Origin of the sequence: Streptomyces macrosporus (assembly GCF_039533145.1) — a bacterium.
GTDB lineage: Bacteria > Actinomycetota > Actinomycetes > Streptomycetales > Streptomycetaceae > Streptomyces > Streptomyces macrosporus.
Genome location: NZ_BAAASZ010000003.1, coordinates 1 through 18,377, shown reverse-complemented (window position 1 = coordinate 18,377; position 18,377 = coordinate 1). Strand labels below are relative to the sequence as shown.

The following is an 18,377-nucleotide window of genomic DNA, read 5'->3' as shown; positions in this document are numbered from 1 at the left end:
CCGTGGGTGCCGGCCCTCGTGAGAAGTGGTCCACCGGTCCGCGGCGGGGCGTCCCGCCGGGGATCAGAGCACGTGGACGCCGGTGGCCTGCGGCCCCTTGGGGCCCTGGACGACCTCGAACTCCACCCGCTGGTTCTCCTCCAGCGTGCGGAAGCCGCGGCCCTCGATCTCGGAGTAGTGGACGAAGACGTCCGGTCCGTCGGTGCGGGCGATGAAGCCGAAGCCCTTGTCCGCGTTGAACCACTTGACGGTTCCCTCGGTCATTTCTCTCTCCTTGCCCAGGCGGGAACGGGCACCGCACCGCGCGGTGTCCGGGCCGGTCCTGGACGCGGGCCCCCTCGGGTCTCCGAGGAGAGCGACGCGCCCGCGACATCGTTCTTCGCAAGCGTGCGGTCAACGCAAACACACAAAAACTACGACCAACCGGTACAACCAGCCTGCTGTTGGATTTCTTCCCGGTCTCCGGGCCGCCATGCCGCCCCGTCCGGCGGCGGGCGGCACGGCGGCCCGGGGCACCGCGGGCTCCGCGTCGACCACGGAGGGTGAGACGTGCCGGCGGTCCGCCGGACGGGCGACCGGGGGGACGGACGGGTGCCGGGGGGAACCGGGACGGCGGTGCATAGCGGGCGGGACGTCGGAATCGGCAGCAGGATGACCGGTACGGACCTGTAAGGAGTCGTCGTGGCCCGTCATTCCTCTTCGCCCGGTCGGACGTCCGGCCGGGAACCCTCGCTCCTGCCCGGCCCCGTGGGGGCACGGGACCGGATCGTGACCCTGCTGATGCTGCTCTCCGGCGTCTGGCTGCTCGTGGCGTCGTGGCCCCTGCGCTACCCCTTCACCGACGCAGCGGAGGAGGCCCAGCGCAACGAGACCGGCGTCGGCCTGGTGGTGGCGTTCATCGCCGGCGCCGGGATGATGCGCCGGCGCGGGTTGCTGTCGGACCTGGTCGTCCTCCTGCTCGGCCTCTGGCTGCTGGTGTCGCCCTTCGTGGTCGACTACGGCGGCGAGGTCACCCCACGGGTCGCCCAGACCAACGAGGTCGTCATGGGGATCGTGCTGATCGCGCTCTCCGTGGTGAGCATGCTGCTGTACTTCCGCAGTCGCCGCACGGGGGCGGACGAGAGGGAGGGCGGCTGACGCGTCCACCGCGGCCGTCCCCGTACGCCCGCGGCCGGTCGGTTCCGCGGACCCGACCGGCCGCGGGCGGAGAGAACGCGGGCGGAGAGAACGCGGACGGAGGGAAAGCAGGCGGAGGGAAAGCGGGCGACATCTCCAGGGAAAACGGTTTTTCCGACGGCTTGCCGGAGAAATTCTCTAGGTCCGGAATGGTGCGATGTAAAGAGAATTCGGAAGCCGATGTGCCCGGAATCACATTTCCTCGTCCCTCGTCTTCCCGTGGCGGATGATCGCCATGCGGGTTTCCGCCGAATTCCCATGCCGCAAGGGGTTCTGACGTCTCCGCAGGATTTCCGTGCGATCACCCTCGGAGGAAGATCCGGTGCATTCCGTGGCCGGCGGCGACGATTTGGCGACGGGGCGACCGTCGGCTGTTTTACCGAGTCTTGCCCCCGTTGAGGGGCTGTGTTTATGTGTCCTGGCCTCCGTCCCGAGTCGGAGGCTCCACCGCCGGGACGCCGAATCCTGCCGCCCGGCCGGTGGAGAGGCAGCAGCCGACCACGGCAGGAGCGGGGAAACCACATACGCGCCGTGCCGCGCTTTCAGCCGGCCCGGCTTGGGGTGAAGCCGAATTCCGATGTGTTCCGGCACGACGGAAATCGGCCGGGCTCTCCGGCCCGAATCCGACAGCTAACCTCGCAGGCGGCAGGAGAGGACCCCCCATGTCCAGAGGTCGCCACCGACGTCCGCGCACCCCTCTGATGTCCCGTCATTTCTCCCGTCTCTCCCTCGTCCTCACGGCCGGTGGCGCGGGTGTCGCGGCGCCGCTGTTCGTCGCGGGCGGCGCGAACGCGGCTCCCGTCTCCGCGCAGGACGCCGCCCCCGCGGCGCAGAAGCGCGCCGACTCCCGGGCGGAGGGCACGCCGGAGTCCGCCCCGAAGTCCGAGTCCAAGGCCGGCGCCACGGACTCCTACACCGTCGTCAGCGGTGACACGCTGCACGGGATCGCCACCGACCACGACGTCGAGGGCGGTTGGCGGACCGTCCACGAGGCCAACCGGAAGACCATCGGGGACGACCCGAACCTGATCTTCCCCGGCCAGAAGCTCACCCTCGCCGTCGAGGGGACCGGTGCGGAGCGGAGCGCCGCGCCGGACCAGGGCAGGACCCCTCCCGCCGCCACGCAGTCCCAGGCCGCGCAGACCTCCGCGAAGAACACGTCCTACCCGGACAACCTGGACGGCTGGATCCGCGAGGCCCTGGACATCATGCGGGCCAACGGCATCCCCGGCACCTACGAGGGCATCCACCGCAACATCATGCGCGAGTCGGGCGGCAACCCGAACGCGATCAACAACTGGGACGTCAACGCCCAGCGCGGCACCCCGTCCATCGGTCTGCTCCAGGTCATCAAGCCGACCTTCGACGCCTACCACGTCGCCGGCACGGCCGACAGCCAGTACGACCCGGTGGCCAACATCGTCGCCGCCTGCAACTACGCGGCCGACCGCTACGGATCGATCGACAACGTCAACGGCCCCTACTGAGCCGTCCGGAACGCGGAGGACCGCGGGGCGTGGATGGCCCGCGGTCCTCCGCCGCGCCCGGCCCGCGTCGGACGCCGCCCGGGGGACCGGCGCGTTCGCGCCGTCATGAGGCGGGGTCCTGTCGAGAGAGGGCCGATCGCGGGATATCTTGATGTCGAGCAATGTTGCAGACGTGGAGCGGAGCACCCGGTGACTGACTCGACCATCATCTACACATACACCGACGAGGCCCCGGCGCTGGCGACGTATTCGTTCCTGCCCGTGGTCCAGGCGTACGCGGCGAAGGCCGGTGTCACTGTGGAGAGCCGTGACATCTCCCTGGCCGGGCGGATCATCGCCGTCTTCCCCGAGTACCTCAAGGAGGAGCAGCGGATCGGCGACGCGCTCGCCGAGCTCGGCGAGCTGGCCAAGAAGCCCGAGGCCAACATCATCAAGCTGCCCAACATCTCGGCCTCGATCCCGCAGCTGAAGGCCGCCATCGCCGAGCTGCAGGAGAAGGGCTACGCCCTGCCGGACTACCCGGACGACCCCAAGACCGACGAGGAGCGCGAGATCCGCGCCCGCTACGACAAGGTCAAGGGCAGCGCCGTCAACCCGGTCCTGCGCGAGGGCAACTCCGACCGCCGCGCCCCCGCCTCGGTGAAGAACTACGCCAAGACGCACCCGCACCGCATGGGAGCCTGGACGCCCGAGTCCAAGACGAACGTCGCGACGATGGGCGTCGACGACTTCCGCTCCACCGAGAAGTCCGCGGTCGTCGCCGAGGACGGCTCGCTCCGCATCGAGCTGGTGGGCGACGACGGCAGCACCACCGTCCTGCGCGAGTCGGTGCCCGTCCTGGCCGGTGAGGTCGTGGACGCGGCCGTCATGCGCGTCGCGGCGCTGCGCGAGTTCCTCAAGGAGCAGGTCGCCCGCGCCAAGGCCGAGGGCGTGCTGTTCTCCGTGCACCTGAAGGCCACGATGATGAAGGTCTCCGACCCGATCATCTTCGGCCACGTGGTGCGCGCCTTCTTCCCGAAGACGTTCGCCGAGTACGGCGAGACGCTCAGCCGGGCCGGCCTGAGCCCGAACGACGGCCTGGGCGCCATCTTCAAGGGCCTGGACGCGCTGCCCGAGGGCGCGAAGATCAAGGAGTCCTTCGAGGCCGAGCTGAACGAGGGCCCGGACCTGGCCATGGTCGACTCCGACCGCGGCATCACCAACCTGCACGTGCCCAGCGACGTCATCGTCGACGCCTCCATGCCGGCGATGATCCGCACCTCCGGCCACATGTGGGGCCCGGACGGTCAGGAGCACGACACCCTCGCCGTCCTCCCCGACAGCTCCTACGCCGGCATCTACCAGGCCGTCATCGACGACTGCCGCGCCAACGGCGCCTTCGACCCCGCGACGATGGGCTCGGTGCCCAACGTCGGCCTGATGGCCCAGAAGGCCGAGGAGTACGGCAGCCACGACAAGACCTTCGAGATCCCCACCACCGGCACGGTCCGGGTGGTCGACGAAGGCGGCAACGTGGTCCTGGAGCAGACGGTCGGCGCCGGCGACATCTTCCGCATGTGCCAGACCAAGGACGCCCCGATCAAGGACTGGGTCAAGCTCGCCGTCACCCGCGCCCGCGCCACCGGCGACCCGGCCGTGTTCTGGCTCGACGAGAACCGCGCCCACGACGCCAAGCTCATCGAGAAGGTCCGCCGGTACCTGCCCGAGCACGACACCGAGGGCCTGCAGATCGAGATCATGGCGCCGGTCGACGCCATCAAGTTCTCCCTGGAGCGCATCCGCCGCGGCGAGAACACCATCTCGGTCACCGGCAACGTGCTGCGCGACTACCTGACCGACCTCTTCCCGATCCTGGAGCTCGGCACGAGCGCCAAGATGCTCTCCGTCGTCCCGCTGATGAACGGCGGCGGCCTGTTCGAGACCGGTGCCGGCGGCTCCGCGCCCAAGCACGTCCAGCAGCTCGTCAAGGAGAACTACCTGCGCTGGGACAGCCTGGGCGAGTTCCTCGCGCTGGCGGTCAGCTTCGAGCACTACGCGCAGACCACGGGCAACGACAAGGCCCGGGTGCTGGCCGACACCCTCGACCGCGCCACCGCCACCTTCCTCAACGAGGACAAGTCGCCCACCCGTCGCGTCGGCGGCATCGACAACCGCGGCAGCCACTTCTACCTGGCCCTCTACTGGGCGCAGGAGCTGGCCAGGCAGACCGACGACGCCCAGCTCGCCGAGGCGTTCGCCCCGCTCGCCGAGACCCTGACGGAGAACGAGCGGACGATCGTCGACGAGCTGATCGCCGTCCAGGGCTCGCCCGCCGACATCGGCGGCTACTACCGGCCCGACGACGCCAAGGCGTCGGCCGTGATGCGCCCGTCGAAGACGTTCAACCAGGCCATCGCGGCCCTCGGCTGACGCACCGCCCCGCGGGGCACCACCGCCCCGGTCGGACCTCGGTCCGGCCGGGGCGGTCTTTTCCGTGTGCGCCGGTGGCGGGCGGCGCGGCTAGCGCGTCAGGAGGACGACCTTGCCCGCGGCGCCGCGCCCGTCGAGCTCGCGCAGGGCGTCCGCAGCGCTCTCCAGCGGGTGGGTCGAGCCGACGAGCGGGTCGAGCCGGCCGGCCTCCAGGTGCGGCAGGAGCTCGTCCCACTGCTCGCGCAGGTACTCCGGACGGGGCAGCCAGAACGCGCCCCAACCGACCCCCACGACCTCGATGTTGTTCAGCAGCAGCCGGTTGACCTTGACGGTGGGGATCTCCCCGCCGGTGAACCCGACGACCAGCAGCCGGCCCTCCGGGGCGAGGCTGCGCAGCGAGTCGGTGAAGCGGTCCCCGCCCACGGGGTCGACGACGACGTCCACACCGCGCCCGCCGGTCAGCTCGGCGACCGCCCGGCGGAACCCCTCGACGGGCACCGTCTCGTGGGCGCCGGCCCGGCGCGCGACCTCCGCCTTGGCCTCGGTGGAGACCACCGCGATCACCCGCGCCCCCAGGGCGCGCGCCAACTGGACCGCGGCCGTGCCCACACCACCGGCCGCCCCGTGCACCAGCACCGTCTCCCCGGACCGCAGCCGGCCGCGGCGCGTCAGGGCGAAGTGGACCGTCAGGTGGTTCATCGGCACCCCGGCCCCGGCCGTGAACGACAGGCGCTCCGGCAGTGGGAAGACGACCGCCGGGTCGACGGCGACCCGCTCGGCGAAGCCGCCGAAGCCGGGGAAGGCCGCGACGCGGTCGCCGGGCGCGAGGCCGGAGCCGTCGGGGGCGTCGAGGACGGTGCCGGCAACCTCCGAGCCGGGGACGAACGGCGGATCGGGCTTGATCTGGTATTCGCCCCGGGTCAGCAGGACGTCCGGGTAGGTGACACCGGCGGCGTGGACGTCGACGAGCACCCGGCCCGGGGCCGGACGCGGGTCGTCGACGTCGGCGACGCGTACGGACCCGGGGCCGTCGAGGGAGACCACCTGTACTGCGCGCATGAGGGTTCCTTTGCGGGGTCGCGGGATCGTGCAACGGGAGAGGGACGGGCGGCGGTCAGCGGTAGGTGAGCAGCGGACGCCGGTCCCCGGTGAAGTGGGCGTGGTCGTTGAAGGACAGCAGGCTGACGCCGGAGGAGCCCGCGACGACGGTGGTGATCGCGGCGTTGACGACCACCCGGTTCAGCGCCACCACACCGGCCGCGGGCACCGACAGCAGCCCCCCGCACAGGGCCGCCAGCACCCCGCCCGAGGTCACCACCACGGCGTCGCGCCCGGAGCCGAGGTCGGCGACCAGTTCCCGCAGCGCGTCGGAGGCGCCCGTGGCGAACCGCTCCCAGCCGCCGTCGGCCACGTCCTCCACCCACGCTTCGAGCGCGCGGTCGAGCAGGGTCTGGAAACCGCGGTTGTCGACGGGCGGCTCGGCGGGGACGCCCGCCACGGCACCGCCGGCGACCGTGCCGTAGCGCTCGACGAGGCCGATGTGGTCGTACTCGTTCCAGCGGGGGTCGGTGCGCGGCGCCCCGGCGAGCCCGGCGGCCTTCATCAGGATCTCGGCCGTGTCCCGCTGCCGGCTCAGGGTGCCGCAGACCACGACCGGATCGCGCGGCGCGCGCCGGGCCAGCTCGGCGCCGACGACCTCGGCCTGTCTGCGGCCGAGGTCCGACAGCACGTCGTACCCCTCCGTCGTCTCGGCGCCGAACGACGCCTGACCGTGGCGGACCAGATGGATGACCGGCATCGCTGTTCTCCTGCCGTCGGGGATTCCTGTTCAGCGGCTGTTCAGCGGCCCGCGCGGGCGATGACCCGACGGCAGCGCCGGTCGAGGTGGTTCACCGCCAACCACAGGGTGCGGAACGCGGGGTTGCGGGTCTGCCCGTGGTGGTAGCGGTAGTAGATCTGCTGGGCGATCACGGCGAGTCGGAACAGCCCGAAGACCTCGTAGAAGGGCCGGTTCCCGGCGTCCAGACCCGTACGGTCGCAGTAGCGTTCGACGATCTCGGCACGGGTGAGCATCCCGGGCAGGTGGCTGGGCCGACGGCGGGTGGCGCGCGCCATCCGGCCGTCGTCGGCCTGCACCCAGTAGGCGAGCGCGCCGCCGAGGTCCATCAGCGGATCGCCGAGGGTGGCCATCTCCCAGTCCAGGACGCCGACCACGCGCAGGTCGTCCTCGTCCAGGACGATGTTGTCCAGCCGCCAGTCGTTGTGGATCACACGGATGGCCACGTCGTCGGGCCGGTTGTCGGCGAGCCAGGCGGTCACCTTCGCGAAGCTCGGGGTGTTCCACGTGCGGGCCTGGGCGTAGCGGCGGGTCCAGCCCTCGACCTGGCGGCGCACGTAGCCGGCGCCCTTGCCGAGGTCGGTCAGGCCCGCGGCCGTCACGTCGACGCGGTGGAGGTCGGCGAGGGTGTCGACGAAGGTCTCCGACAGCTCGCGCGCCCGCGCGCGGTCCAGCGTCGTCCCCTCGGGGAGGCGACCGCGCAGGACGAGGCCGGGCACCCGGTCCATGACGTAGAAGTCGCCGCCGATGACCTCGGGGTCCCGGCACAGGGCGCGGACGGTGGGCACGTACGGGAAGACCGGCTTCAGCTTGCGCTGGACCTCGTACTCACGGGCCATGTCGTGCGCGGAGGACGCCTTGCGTCCGGCCGGCGGGCGGCGCAGGACCAGCTCGGCGCCGGGGTAGCGCAGCAGGTAGGTGAGGTTGGAGGCGCCGCCGGAGAACTGGGTGACCTCCGGGGTGCCGTCGAGCCCGTCCAGCCGCTCCTTGAGCCAGGCGTCCACGCGGGCGACGTCGAAGGCGTCCTCGGCGCGCACCGCGCCGCGCCGGTCGCGGCCGGCGCTCCTGTCGTTTGCGTCGCCCATGTCAGCTCATCCTGGAGACGAGGGACAGGGGCAGCCGGCGCATGGCGAACCCCGGGGGCACCCAGGGCCAGGCGGGGACCTTCGCCTGGGCACGTTCGGCCTCGATGGCCCGCACCACGGCACGGACGCCCTTCTCGGTGGAGACCATCAGCGGAGTCCGGCCCGATCGGCCGCTCGTCTCGGAGGCGATGCAGCCGGGGAAGAGGGTGGTGACCCTGATCGGGGTGCGCAGCAGTTCGGCGCGGATGCCCTCGGCGAGCGCGGCGACACCGGCCTTGGAGGCCGCGCAGGCGGTGAGGTTGCGGGGCAGGCCGCGCGGGGCGCTCATCGAGGAGACGACGACCAGATGGCCGGCGTTCCGCTCGCGGAAGATCTCCCCGGCGGCCTCGCACTGGGCGAGGGCCGCGGTGAAGTTGGTCCGCGCGGTCCGGAGGTTGGCGTCGAAGCGCCCGGTGCCGATGGGCTGCCCCTTGCCGAGCCCGGCGTTGACCACGACCCGGTCCAGCCCGCCCAGGTCGGAGCGGAAGGCGCGGAAGACCTCGAAGACGGCGTCGTGGTCGTTCACGTCGAGCTCGCGCACCGCGACCGTGATGCCGGGGTGCGCGGCGAGGAGGTCGTCCCGCAGCCTCTCCAGCCGGTCGGTGCGGCGGGCGCACAGGGCGAGGTTGCGGCCCAGGGCGGCGAAGCCGCGGGCCATGTGCTCGCCCAGCCCGGCGCCGGCCCCGGTGACGAGGATGTTCCGACGGGTGCTCATGCGGTGTCTTCCCGGGTGTCTTCCGTGTGCCGTGCGCCGTGCGTGTCCTGCGCGCCGTGCGCCTCGCGTGCGTCCTGCTCGTCCAGCTTGGCCCTGGTGCGCCGCCACACCGCGGCGATCCGCCGGTCCACCAGGGCCGGCCACAGGCGCTTGAGGCGGACGGCCCTGCGCCCCTCGGGGTGGGTGAGCACCAGGAAGCGGCGCCGGGCGACGGCCTCGGCGACCTGCTCCGCCACCTGCTCGGGGGTGACGCGACCCTTCTGGATCAGTCGGGTGGCCTGGTGGGCGAGGACCGGGTCGGGGCTGCGCAGGCCGCTGTCGAGGTTGGTGGGCACGAACCCGGGACACACCACGGTGGTGTGGATCCCCCAGGGCGCCAGCTCGTGCCGCAGGGTCTCCGACAGGGAGACGACGGCGGCCTTGGAGACGTTGTAGGAGGACATCCCCGGCAGGTTCGTCAACGCCGCCAGCGAGGCGACGTTGACGACGTGTCCGCCGCCCTGCCGCTTGAGGAGGGGCACGAAGGTCCGGCAGCCGCGCACGACTCCGCGCAGGTTGATGTCGAGGATCCACTCCCAGTCGGCGTCCTCGATCCGCTCGACACGGCCCGCCGCGGCGACGCCGGCGTTGTTGACCAGGACGTCCAGGCCGCCCCAGTGGGTCTCGCACCAGTCGCGGACCGCGGCCCACTCCGCGTCGGAGCGCACGTCCAGCCGGTGCCAGGACACCTCGCCGGCGAGCGGTTCGGCGGGCTCGGCCAGGTCGGTGACCAGCACCCGGCAGCCGGCGGCCGCGTAGTGGGCGGCGATGGCCCGGCCCAGGCCGGAGGCGGCGCCGGTGACCAGCACCCGAGTGCCCGTGCCCGGGCTCGTCCCCGCGGTCATGCCCGCTCCCGGTACGCGGCGAGTTCCAGCTTGGCGACCACGCCGAGGTGCACCTCGTCGGGCCCGTCGGCCAGGCGCAGTGCCCGGGCGGTGGAGAGGAAGCCCGCCAGGGGGGTGTCGTCGGACAGCCCGGCCCCGCCGTGCATCTGGACGGCCATGTCGACGACCTCCTGCACCATGGCCGGGACCGCCGCCTTGACCTGCGACAGCGCGCCGACGGCCCCGAGCGCCCCGGCGGTGTCCAGCAGCCAGGCGGTGTGCAGCACGTGGAGGCGCGCCTGGTCGATGGCGATGCGGGCCCTGGCGATGCGCTCGCGGTTGCCGCCGAGGTTGGCCAGCGGCTTGCCGAACGCGGTGCGCTCGGTCGCGCGGCGGCAGGCCAGTTCCAGCGCGCGCTCGGCCATCCCGATCAGACGCATGCAGTGGTGGATGCGGCCCGGACCCAGCCTGCCCTGGGCGATCTCGAAGCCGCGGCCGGGCCCGGCGATGATCGCGTCGCGCGGCAGCCGCACGTCGGTGAAGGACACCTCGCCGTGGCCGTAGGGCTCGTCGTGGTAGCCGAGGACCGGCAGCATCCGCTCGATCCGCACCCCGGGGGTGTCGACGGGCACGAGCACCATCGAGTGCCGCCGCAGGCGGTCGGCGTCGGGGTCGGTCAGCCCCATGAAGATCACGAACCGGCAGTTCGGGTGCCCGATCCCGGTGCTCCACCACTTGCGTCCGTTGAGCACCACCTCCTCCCCGTCCAGGACCGCGGTCGCCGCCATGTTGGTGGCGTCCGAGGAGGCCACGTCCGGCTCGGTCATGCAGAACGCCGAGCGGACGCGCCCCTCCAGCAGGGGTTCCAGCCACCGCTCGCGCTGCTCGGCGCTGCCGTGGTGCAGCAGGACCTCGGCGTTGCCGGTGTCGGGCGCGTTGCAGTTGAACACCTCGGGCGCGATGAGGGACCGGCCCATCAGCTCCGCCAGCGGCGCGTACTCCGCCACGCCCAGCCCGGCGCCGTACCGCTCGTCGGGCAGGAAGAGGTTCCACAGGCCCCGCTCGCGGGCCTTGGCCTTGAGTTCCTCCATCAGCGGCGGGACCGCCCAGCGGTCGGCCTGGCCGCGCAGGGCGTCGAGGTACTCGCGTTCGCGCGGGAGGACCTCGGTGTCGACGAAGGCGGCGACACGTTCGATGTACTCCTGCGCCCGCGGTGAGTGGGCGAAGTCCACGACCGGCTCCTTGCCTGGGGCGACGTCGGTGGTGACGCGAGGGTAGCCAACCTACTGAGCAACGCTCAATAGCGTGGCCCCGGGGTGGCCGGGATCACTCGCCGGGATCATTCGCGGCCGGCGGAGGCACCCGGCCGGGGAGGGAGGCGCGGTCAGCGCCGGGCGAGCGGCGCGAGCAGCCGGCCGAGGCCGTCCACGAGGAAGTCGACCAGGCCGTCGGTGGACACGGTCTCGTCGCGCGCCTCGATCGCCATCTCCTCGGCCATCGCCAGCCAGCCGCGCACCGCCAGCCGCACCATCGGATCGGGGGCCGGCTCGTCGAGCGCCCGCAGCACCCGGTCGGTCAGGGTGGCGCGGATGTTCTCGAAGACCTCCAGCACGAGGTCGTCCCCGCCCGCCCCGGCGCGCACCAGGGCCACGTAGTTGGCGCGGCGCCGCCGGACGAAGCCGACGAACCCCTCGACGACGGCGCGCACCCGCTCCTCGGAACCGCCCTCCTCGGGCAGGCGGGCGTGCGTCAGCAGCCGCTGCCCGGCGGCCCGGACCACCGCCACGTAGTAGTCGCGCTTGGTGGGGAAGTAGTGGAACAGCAGCCCGCGCGAGATGCCGGCCTCGGCGGCCACCTCGTCGATCGACAGCTCGTGGATGGGCCGGGTGACCAGCAGCCGCAGCCCGATGCCGATCAACTGCCCGCGTCGGTCCTCGGCACTCAGGCGCACGCGGGGGCGGACGGGATCGGCGCTCATGGGGGCGACAGTAACCCGCCGCCCGGAACCCGACAAACGCGGCTCCGGCGGGGCCGGAAGGCGGGACGGCGGACCTGTTGAGCATCGCTCAGTACGTGCCTATGCTCGCGACGACCGACACGACGACCGCGGACGCGCGGCCGTCCTCCCGCGCCGTCGACAAGGAGCCGCGTCCCGATGCCCCAGGTGAACACCGTTCTCGGCCCCGTCGACACCGCCGAGCTGGGCCCCACCTACGTCCACGAGCACATCTTCACGCTCACCGCCGACGTCCAGGCCAACTACCCGGGCGAGTGGGGCGACGAGGACGAGCGCGTCGCCGACGCGGTGGAGAAGCTGCGCGCCCTGGCCGCCTCGGGCGTGCGCACCATCGTCGATCCGACCGTCGTCGGCCTGGGCCGGTACATCCCCCGCATCCGGCGCGTGGCCGAGCGGGTGCCCGAGCTGAACATCGTCGTGGCCACCGGTCTGTACACCTACGACGACGTGCCCTTCTTCTTCCGCCACCGCGGACCGGCGCTGAACGAGGCGCTGGGCGTCGAGGTCCCCGACCCCATGGTGGAGATGTTCGTCCACGACATCACCGAGGGCATCGCGGACACCGGGGTGCGGGCCGGCATGCTCAAGTGCGCCATCGACGAGCGTGGGATGACGGCGGGTGTCGAGCGCGTGATGCGGGCCGTCGCCGCGGCCCACCACCGCACCGGCATCCCCGTCACCGTGCACACCCACCCGGGGAGCAGGACCGGGCTGGAGGTCAAGCGGGTGCTGTGCGACGAGGAGGGCGTCGACCCGCGGCGCGTCGTCCTGGGGCACAGCGGCGACACCGCCGACTGCGACCACCTCGCCGAGCTGGCCGACGCCGGCTTCCTGCTCGGCATGGACCGCTTCGGCCTCAACCTCGACACCAGCTTCGAGACCCGCGCCGACACCCTGGTGGAGATGTGCCGCCGCGGCTACGCCGAGAGCATGGTCCTCTCCCACGACGCCTCCTGCTACATCGACTGGATCGACCCGAACGTCATGCCCTTCCTGCCGCAGTGGCACTACCTGCACATCGGTCAGGAGGTTCTGCCCTACGTACGGGAGCGCGGCGTGACGGAGGAGGAGATCACCACGATGCTCACCGACAACCCGCGCCGCCTCTTCGAGACCGCCGCCGCGCGCTGAGGCCGCGCCGGGAGCGCGGAACGCGCCGGAGCGCGCGGAAACGCCCGGACGTACGGGTTCCGGACATCCGAAACCCGTACGTCCGGGCGTTGGGGCAGGGAAAGGCCCCGGTCGAGACGGGGGACACTCGACCGGGGCCGGTCTGTGGGGTGCGGGCGCCGGTGGTGGCGGTCGCCTTCGCGGCGAGGGGCTCTGCGAGGCTTCAGCCGAACGATCGTCCTCGCAGGCAATGGGTGAGGCCCGGGGACACTGTCCCACCACCGGCGCCTGCGAGGGGTACAACCGCCACCCCCTCCGGGACATTCCGCCGCGAGTACCCGATTTCGGTGTGATCCGGGACACTTCACCTTGCCGTGGAGATCCCGGGCGGCCACCGGGGTGAACGGATCGGACCGGGCGCCCGGCCGTCCGCAACCGCGCGTTCCCGTCGGCCGCTTCGAGTCGGGCACGGTCCGTCTCCGCACGGAACGACGCGAGAGGGTGGCGGGTTCGGCGCCCATGCGCCTCCGGGCGGGCAGTGGTCGGCGACCGGCCGCGAGCGTGAACCGTCGCGAGCGGAAAGGGAGTTCGCGGGCGGCCGGACGGGCCGGGTGGCCCGGCCCCCCTTCCGGGCCGGCGGGCGAATCCGTCCCCGTCGTACGGGCGGGGACGCGCCCACCGTTCGGCCGCGGAGTCGGACGTTCGTCCCGCGGCCGTGAGTCGAAAGTCGCGGCGCGGGGAAACCACTCCGAGTTCGGAGAGGGAAACCGCTGTTCAGCCCGTCGCTCTCACCATCTCGTCGAATTCCCTTGTTTGGATGTCGTGTTCAGGGCAAGGCGGTTCCGTGAAGACGACAAGGAGGTACCCAGACATGGGCATCATCGCGTGGATTCTCATCGGTCTGCTCGCCGGAGCGATCGCCAAGGCCCTCATGCCGGGCAAGGACCCCGGCGGCATTCTGGTCACCATGCTGATCGGTATCGTGGGTGGTCTCCTCGGTGGTTTCCTCGGCAAGGTGATATTCGGCGTCGATTCGATCGACGGATTCTTCGAGCTGTCCACCTGGATAGCCGCCATCATCGGCTCGGTCATCGTCCTCGCCATCTACCGGGCGGTCACGGGCCGCAGCCACAACCGCGTCCACGCCTGATCCGGGCACCGGTCATGCGGTGGTCGGTGAACGACCTGTCACCGCGCGGACGGTTCCGGACGCCGGCCCCCGGCGGTCCCCTCGACAGAGCGGGCCGTCGGGGGCCGGTCGCGCTACCGGGGGGAGAAGTCCCGGCGGTGAAGCACGGGAAGCGGGGCATACGTCAACGGGCCGTGGAACCCGCCGCGACAGGGACGAGGAGAGAGATGAACCGGGCTGTACTGCTGCTGGTGGCCGGGGTCGCGCTGGCCGTGGTCGCGTTGGTGTTGAAAGCGCTGAAATGGCTGCTCGTCGTGGCCGTCGTGGTCTTCGTCGCGGGGCTGGTGGCCGGCCGGGCGGCATCGCGCGAATAAACGCTCTTCCGGTGCTCGGGAAACGAGGGGAAAGCCGGCCCGTGATGGGCCTCCCGCCCTCCCGACGGGACGCACCGGTGAACCGGTCGTCGATTTTCCGGGCCGGGCCGCGGACGCGTACCGGCGAAAGATCTCGAATACGCGCGGAGGGACCGGAAACCACCGGCGGCGGTCGGTTCGACATCGACGGCGGTTCCCCCGAGTCGGGGCCGGCCGCGGACGATCTCCCCGGAGCGGAACGGGGTTCCGGGCCGACGGCGCGCGGGTGGGCGCGCGGACGGCCGGTCCGCCCCGCGTTCGGAACCCGGCGCGAACGCACGGGATGTACCGCGAGTAACGCTTTCCCCGCGTGCCCGACTGCTCCACCATGGGCACTCGCTTCCGTCGGCCGTGCGGATGCGGCCCCGATGTGACGGGAACGGGACGAAGGGGTCTCGCCTTGTCCGAACTTGATCACGCCGACCGGCCGGTCACGGCCGGGACGGCGGACGCCGAAGCGCACACGGGTCGGTCCGACGCCGAGCTGACCGAGCTGCTGAGGACCGGCCGGCACCAGGCGGGGCCCGCGGCCCGGGAGTTGCGCCGCAGGCATCTCCCCGCCGTGCCGGCGTACGCGCGGCTGTGCGGAGGCACCCGGCAGGCCGGCGACCGGCTCTGCTCGGAGGCGTTCGCCCTCGGTGTACGGCAGGCGAGGCAGGGGCGCGACCCCCGGGAACCGTGGCGGCACCACCTCATGCTGCTGGTGCACACGGTGGCCGCGCGGTGGGCGGCCGAGGGACACGGGGACCGGCTGCGCCCCGACTTCGCGGCATGGCTCGACGGCGCCGGGGCACTGCGCTCCGAACGGGCACCGGCGCTCCTGGCGGGCTACCGCGGTCTGCCCGGCCGTACGCGGGGCGTGCTGTGGTACGGCGTCGTGGACGAGGAGGCCGACCGGAGCACCGGGACGCTCATCGGCGTCGAACCGCACGAGGTGGCGGCCCTGCGGGCGCGGGCGCTCGACGCGCTGGGACGGGCGTACCTGGGCGTGCGCCTGAAGCGCCGCGGGGAGCCCCGGTGCCACGGGTTCCGGCGCATCATCGAGGTGTCGGTGGCCGAGGACCGGCACAGCGGGGACCTCGACGAGCACCTGGCCACGTGCCCGTGCTGCGGCCCGGCCGTGGAGCTGATGCGGCGCATGCGGCGGGAGCCGCGGACGGTGCTGGCGGACGGCCTGCTGCTGTGGGGCGGCGCCGACCACCTCGCCCAGGGCCCGTTCCCCGTGCCGGAGGAGCCCGGCGCCACCGCCCCGGACCGCCCGCCCGCCCCGGAGGACGGCGACCGGCCCACCGCGGCGATCGGCGTCCCGTCCCCGGAGGACGGCGGACCGGCCGACGCGTGGCCGGACCGCGCACGGCGCCTCCTCGGCCGTCGGCCTCCCCGGCCGTGGGCGGTCGCCGTGCTGGGCTGCGCCGTGACGGCGGCCGTCCTGGCCGCGGTCCTGACAGCCGTCGGCGGAGGCGAGTGGGAACCGGCGGACGGGGGCACGGCCCTGCCCGCCGCGCCGCGCCCCACGGTGGCGGTCACCGCCACCGTCTCCCCCTCCCCGAGCGCGCCGCCCGACGGGGAGGAGACGAGGCCCCCCGCCCGTTCGCAGAGCCCGACGCCGCCCGCCGGGTCCGCGGAGCGCCGGCCGACCACGGCCCCCGCTCCGCCTCCACGCCCGGGCGAGCACTTCGCCCCGCTGGTCAACGCCGCGTCGGGACTCTGCCTGGACATAGCGGACGGCGTCGTGGAGAAACGCGCGGACGTCCTCACCGCCCGGTGCGGCAGCGCCCCGACCCAGCGGTGGCGGCTGGACGAGCGGGGGCTCCTCCACTCGTACGCCGATCCCTCCTTCTGCCTGGACTCGCGCGGGGACACCGACCGGGGCGTCGGCATCTGGCCCTGCTCGTCGGTCGACGGCGACAACGGCGAGAACCTGCTGTTCGTCGTCGACGGGCTGGGCGTCATCCGGCCCCGGATCGCGCCGGACTTCGCCCTGTCCCCGAGCAGCGGCACCCCCGGCGGTCCGATGCTCCTGGAACCGGCGGAGAACCGCGGGGACCAGCGCTGGACGGTCGGACGGCCCTGAACGGGGCGGCCCCCACCTCACACGCCTCGGACGGTCACGACCCCGCTCTGTAGAGTGAACCCGTCATGAACACGTGGAGCGGGACGGCCGCCGGGTGGACGGCGGCGGGGGAAGGACGGGGCGGCCCGGCGCACACGCCGTGGCAGCCGCCCACCGACGTCGAGCAGTCGCTGTACGAGGCGAAGGCGCGCGGCGACTGGTTCGCGTACCTCGACACCCTGGCCGGGGCCAAGCTCTTCCACGCCATGCCCCGTCCGTGGGCGGAAGCCCACCTCGGCAGCTTCGGCTTCCACCCCTACTGGGACCCCAGGACGCGCAGGCGCTACGTGGCGATCCTGACCGAGGGGATGCTCCCCTGCCCGGCGCCGGACCCGGTGTTCCTGGAGCGCTCGCTGGGATGGCTCGCCGTCGAGTGGGACGACCCCGACTGGTGGCTGGCCGTCAACCCCGGCAGCCCCTGCGAGGCGTACTTCGCGGCCGGCCCCGAACACCGGCGGCTCTGGGCGCAGCACGCGGAGAGGGCGTCGAGGAACGCGCGGCGGGGCACGCTGCGCACCCTCCGGGTCGGCGGCGTGTTCCAGGGGCCCGTGGCCCACGGCCTGGCCTGCGGGGCGCTGCTGTGCGTGTCCAACGGCTCCCTGTGGAACGCCATGGGCTGGCACGGCACGGGCTACGACTACGAGCGGGAGCGGCTGGCGGACTGGTGGGGCATCACCACCCGGGAGGAGTGGGCGGAGGCCCAACAGCGGCTCCTCAAGGGCGAGATGTCCAACTCGGCCTGGGAGTTCGTGCTGGAGGTCCGGCGGGCGATCGCGCGCGAGTACGGCGGGCCGGTGGAGATCGACCACTGGCGACAGGTCGTCGAGCGCGTCGTGCGCGGCCGTGCCGAGCGGGCGGTGGCGCGCGGCGCCGAGAACCTCCCCGACCCCGGCCCGGAGATCCGCGGGCTCCAGCAGCTCATCGGCCGCGTCGTCCGCTACGAGGCCCGCTTCCGCGCGGACGGCCTGCTCGGCGAGGACGAGTACGTCACGTCCGTCCTCGCCTGGGACTACGGCCGGGCCTCGAAGATGGCGCGCTGGGGCCTGGGCGCCCGCTTCTGCGACGTCGCCGAGGCCGAACAGGCCGTGGTGCGGGCCGGCCGGGTCGGCCAGGTGACCTACAAGTCGTGGGAGGCGTTCTCCGTCGGCTACATCCTCGGCCGCTGCCTCCACTTCGACGACGAGGAGTTCGGCGACTGGTACGAGGAGATGCTGGGCGCCCACCGGGTCCTCACCACCCACCCCGAGAGCCCCTGGCTCACCATCCCCTGGAAGTGACCGCCGGACCCCGGCGTCCGGCGCGAACGCCGTTCGACACGAGGCCCCGACATCCGTGAAGGCTCGACGGGACTCGTCGAGGAGTCCGCTCGGCAGCCGGTGCCCAGGGCACGCCACGGGAAGACGTGGGGAGCCGGGCCGGAAGGGACGGTGGCCTCGCGCGGCAAGGGACACGCGAGCCGTGACGGGGGTGCGGGTGGGGAACAGGCTGCGCGTCGCCGGGGTCGTGGTGCTGACCGTCACCGGCTGCGCCGTGGCGACACTGGCCGCGTTGGCGGGCAACGCGGCGACGGGGCAGGAGCGTTGGCCCGGCGCGCTGGACCTGCTGAGGCGCCACCCGTGGGAGGCGACCGGCACGCCGGCCGTCATCGGCGTGGTCCTCGCGTCCCGCTCGGACGTCCGACGCTCGTGCATCGCGCTCGCGCCCTGTGGTCCCGGACCGTCGGGACCACAGGGCGCAGTCGTACACCGCCCCCTCCGCGAGCGCGGCTCCCGACGGCCCCGACCGTGACCGTCGCGCCGGCGTTCCTCGACGGGCCGACGGCCCCTCGCCGTCGGCGAGGGGCCGGAGCGATGCGCCCCGGCCCCGGATACTCCGCCTCCGGTCAGGCCCGGGCGCGGAAGGTGCGGAGCCGCAGGCTGTTGGTGACAACGAAGACGGAGGAGAAGGCCATCGCCGCTCCGGCGATCATCGGGTTGAGCAGGCC

Annotated in this window: 17 protein-coding genes, 1 pseudogene and 1 riboswitch; of the genes and pseudogenes, 9 read left to right on the top strand and 9 right to left on the bottom strand. The window is 72.9% G+C overall.

Annotation, left to right across the window (positions count from 1 at the left end; translation table 11 throughout):
- Nucleotides 1–63: 63 nt before the first annotated feature.
- On the bottom strand, nucleotides 64–264 hold the full coding sequence (locus tag ABD335_RS00530) for a cold-shock protein (RefSeq protein WP_344319979.1): 201 nt from the start codon (nucleotides 262–264) through the stop codon (nucleotides 64–66).
- Between the two features lie 504 nt (nucleotides 265–768).
- Here ABD335_RS00530 and ABD335_RS00525 point away from each other — a divergent pair.
- The 3 genes from ABD335_RS00525 to ABD335_RS00515 all read left to right on the top strand — a co-directional run bounded on the left by ABD335_RS00525 (nucleotide 769) and on the right by ABD335_RS00515 (nucleotide 5,072).
- On the top strand, nucleotides 769–1,137 hold the full coding sequence (locus ABD335_RS00525) for an SPW repeat domain-containing protein (RefSeq protein WP_344319978.1): 369 nt from the start codon (nucleotides 769–771) through the stop codon (nucleotides 1,135–1,137).
- A 521-nt stretch (nucleotides 1,138–1,658) separates the two neighbouring features.
- Nucleotides 1,659–1,835, top strand: a riboswitch (cyclic di-AMP (ydaO/yuaA leader).
- Between the two features lie 3 nt (nucleotides 1,836–1,838).
- Nucleotides 1,839–2,663 carry a transglycosylase SLT domain-containing protein gene (locus ABD335_RS00520; RefSeq protein ID WP_344319977.1) on the top strand — a complete coding sequence of 275 codons (825 nt, stop codon included), beginning with the start codon at nucleotides 1,839–1,841 and terminating at the stop codon, nucleotides 2,661–2,663.
- A gap of 189 nt (nucleotides 2,664–2,852) precedes the next feature.
- The gene (locus tag ABD335_RS00515) at nucleotides 2,853–5,072 is read left to right on the top strand and encodes an NADP-dependent isocitrate dehydrogenase (RefSeq protein WP_344319976.1); all 2,220 of its coding nucleotides are present in this window, start codon (nucleotides 2,853–2,855) and stop codon (nucleotides 5,070–5,072) included.
- Nucleotides 5,073–5,162: 90 nt separating this feature from the next.
- Here the strand turns inward: ABD335_RS00515 and ABD335_RS00510 are convergent, their stop codons facing one another.
- The 7 genes from ABD335_RS00510 to ABD335_RS00480 form a co-directional block, all read right to left on the bottom strand.
- Nucleotides 5,163–6,131, bottom strand: coding sequence for an NADPH:quinone oxidoreductase family protein (locus tag ABD335_RS00510; RefSeq protein WP_344319975.1), 969 nt, complete (start codon nucleotides 6,129–6,131; stop codon nucleotides 5,163–5,165).
- Nucleotides 6,132–6,186: 55 nt separating this feature from the next.
- Nucleotides 6,187–6,870, bottom strand: coding sequence for a histidine phosphatase family protein (locus ABD335_RS00505; RefSeq protein ID WP_344319974.1), 684 nt, complete (start codon nucleotides 6,868–6,870; stop codon nucleotides 6,187–6,189).
- Nucleotides 6,871–6,911: 41 nt separating this feature from the next.
- Entirely contained in the window at nucleotides 6,912–7,994 is a 1,083-nt protein-coding gene (locus ABD335_RS00500; protein WP_344319973.1) for a phosphotransferase family protein, read from the bottom strand.
- A gap of 1 nt (nucleotide 7,995) precedes the next feature.
- Nucleotides 7,996–8,748 carry an SDR family oxidoreductase gene (locus tag ABD335_RS00495; RefSeq protein ID WP_344319972.1) on the bottom strand — a complete coding sequence of 251 codons (753 nt, stop codon included), beginning with the start codon at nucleotides 8,746–8,748 and terminating at the stop codon, nucleotides 7,996–7,998.
- Entirely contained in the window at nucleotides 8,745–9,632 is an 888-nt protein-coding gene (locus tag ABD335_RS00490) for an SDR family NAD(P)-dependent oxidoreductase (RefSeq protein WP_344319971.1), read from the bottom strand. The genes ABD335_RS00495 and ABD335_RS00490 overlap by 4 nt, the downstream gene beginning before the upstream one ends.
- Nucleotides 9,629–10,843, bottom strand: a complete 1,215-nt coding sequence (locus ABD335_RS00485) for an acyl-CoA dehydrogenase family protein (protein WP_344319970.1) — start codon at nucleotides 10,841–10,843, stop codon at nucleotides 9,629–9,631. Before ABD335_RS00485 ends, ABD335_RS00490 begins: the two co-directional genes overlap by 4 nt.
- A gap of 152 nt (nucleotides 10,844–10,995) precedes the next feature.
- Nucleotides 10,996–11,589: a TetR/AcrR family transcriptional regulator gene (locus ABD335_RS00480; protein WP_344319969.1), complete on the bottom strand. Its 594-nt coding sequence runs from the start codon at nucleotides 11,587–11,589 to the stop codon at nucleotides 10,996–10,998.
- Between the two features lie 177 nt (nucleotides 11,590–11,766).
- Between ABD335_RS00480 and ABD335_RS00475 the strand changes: the two genes are divergently transcribed.
- From ABD335_RS00475 to ABD335_RS00450, 6 genes are all read left to right on the top strand, one after another.
- Nucleotides 11,767–12,759, top strand: a complete 993-nt coding sequence (locus ABD335_RS00475; RefSeq protein WP_344319968.1) for a phosphotriesterase family protein — start codon at nucleotides 11,767–11,769, stop codon at nucleotides 12,757–12,759.
- An 850-nt stretch (nucleotides 12,760–13,609) separates the two neighbouring features.
- Entirely contained in the window at nucleotides 13,610–13,888 is a 279-nt protein-coding gene (locus ABD335_RS00470) for a GlsB/YeaQ/YmgE family stress response membrane protein (protein WP_344319967.1), read from the top strand.
- Nucleotides 13,889–14,094: 206 nt separating this feature from the next.
- Nucleotides 14,095–14,241: a hypothetical protein gene (locus ABD335_RS00465; RefSeq protein ID WP_344319966.1), complete on the top strand. Its 147-nt coding sequence runs from the start codon at nucleotides 14,095–14,097 to the stop codon at nucleotides 14,239–14,241.
- A gap of 439 nt (nucleotides 14,242–14,680) precedes the next feature.
- On the top strand, nucleotides 14,681–16,354 hold the full coding sequence (locus ABD335_RS00460) for a ricin-type beta-trefoil lectin domain protein (protein ID WP_344319965.1): 1,674 nt from the start codon (nucleotides 14,681–14,683) through the stop codon (nucleotides 16,352–16,354).
- Between the two features lie 65 nt (nucleotides 16,355–16,419).
- A complete protein-coding gene (locus ABD335_RS00455) occupies nucleotides 16,420–17,670 on the top strand; it encodes a DUF1266 domain-containing protein (protein ID WP_344319964.1) in 1,251 nt (416 codons plus the stop codon).
- 181 nt (nucleotides 17,671–17,851) lie between these two features.
- On the top strand, nucleotides 17,852–18,181 hold the full coding sequence (locus tag ABD335_RS00450) for a hypothetical protein (protein WP_344319963.1): 330 nt from the start codon (nucleotides 17,852–17,854) through the stop codon (nucleotides 18,179–18,181).
- A 94-nt stretch (nucleotides 18,182–18,275) separates the two neighbouring features.
- Here ABD335_RS00450 and ABD335_RS30710 read toward each other — a convergent pair.
- Nucleotides 18,276–18,377: pseudogene (locus ABD335_RS30710) on the bottom strand (HAD-IC family P-type ATPase); the annotation flags it as partial.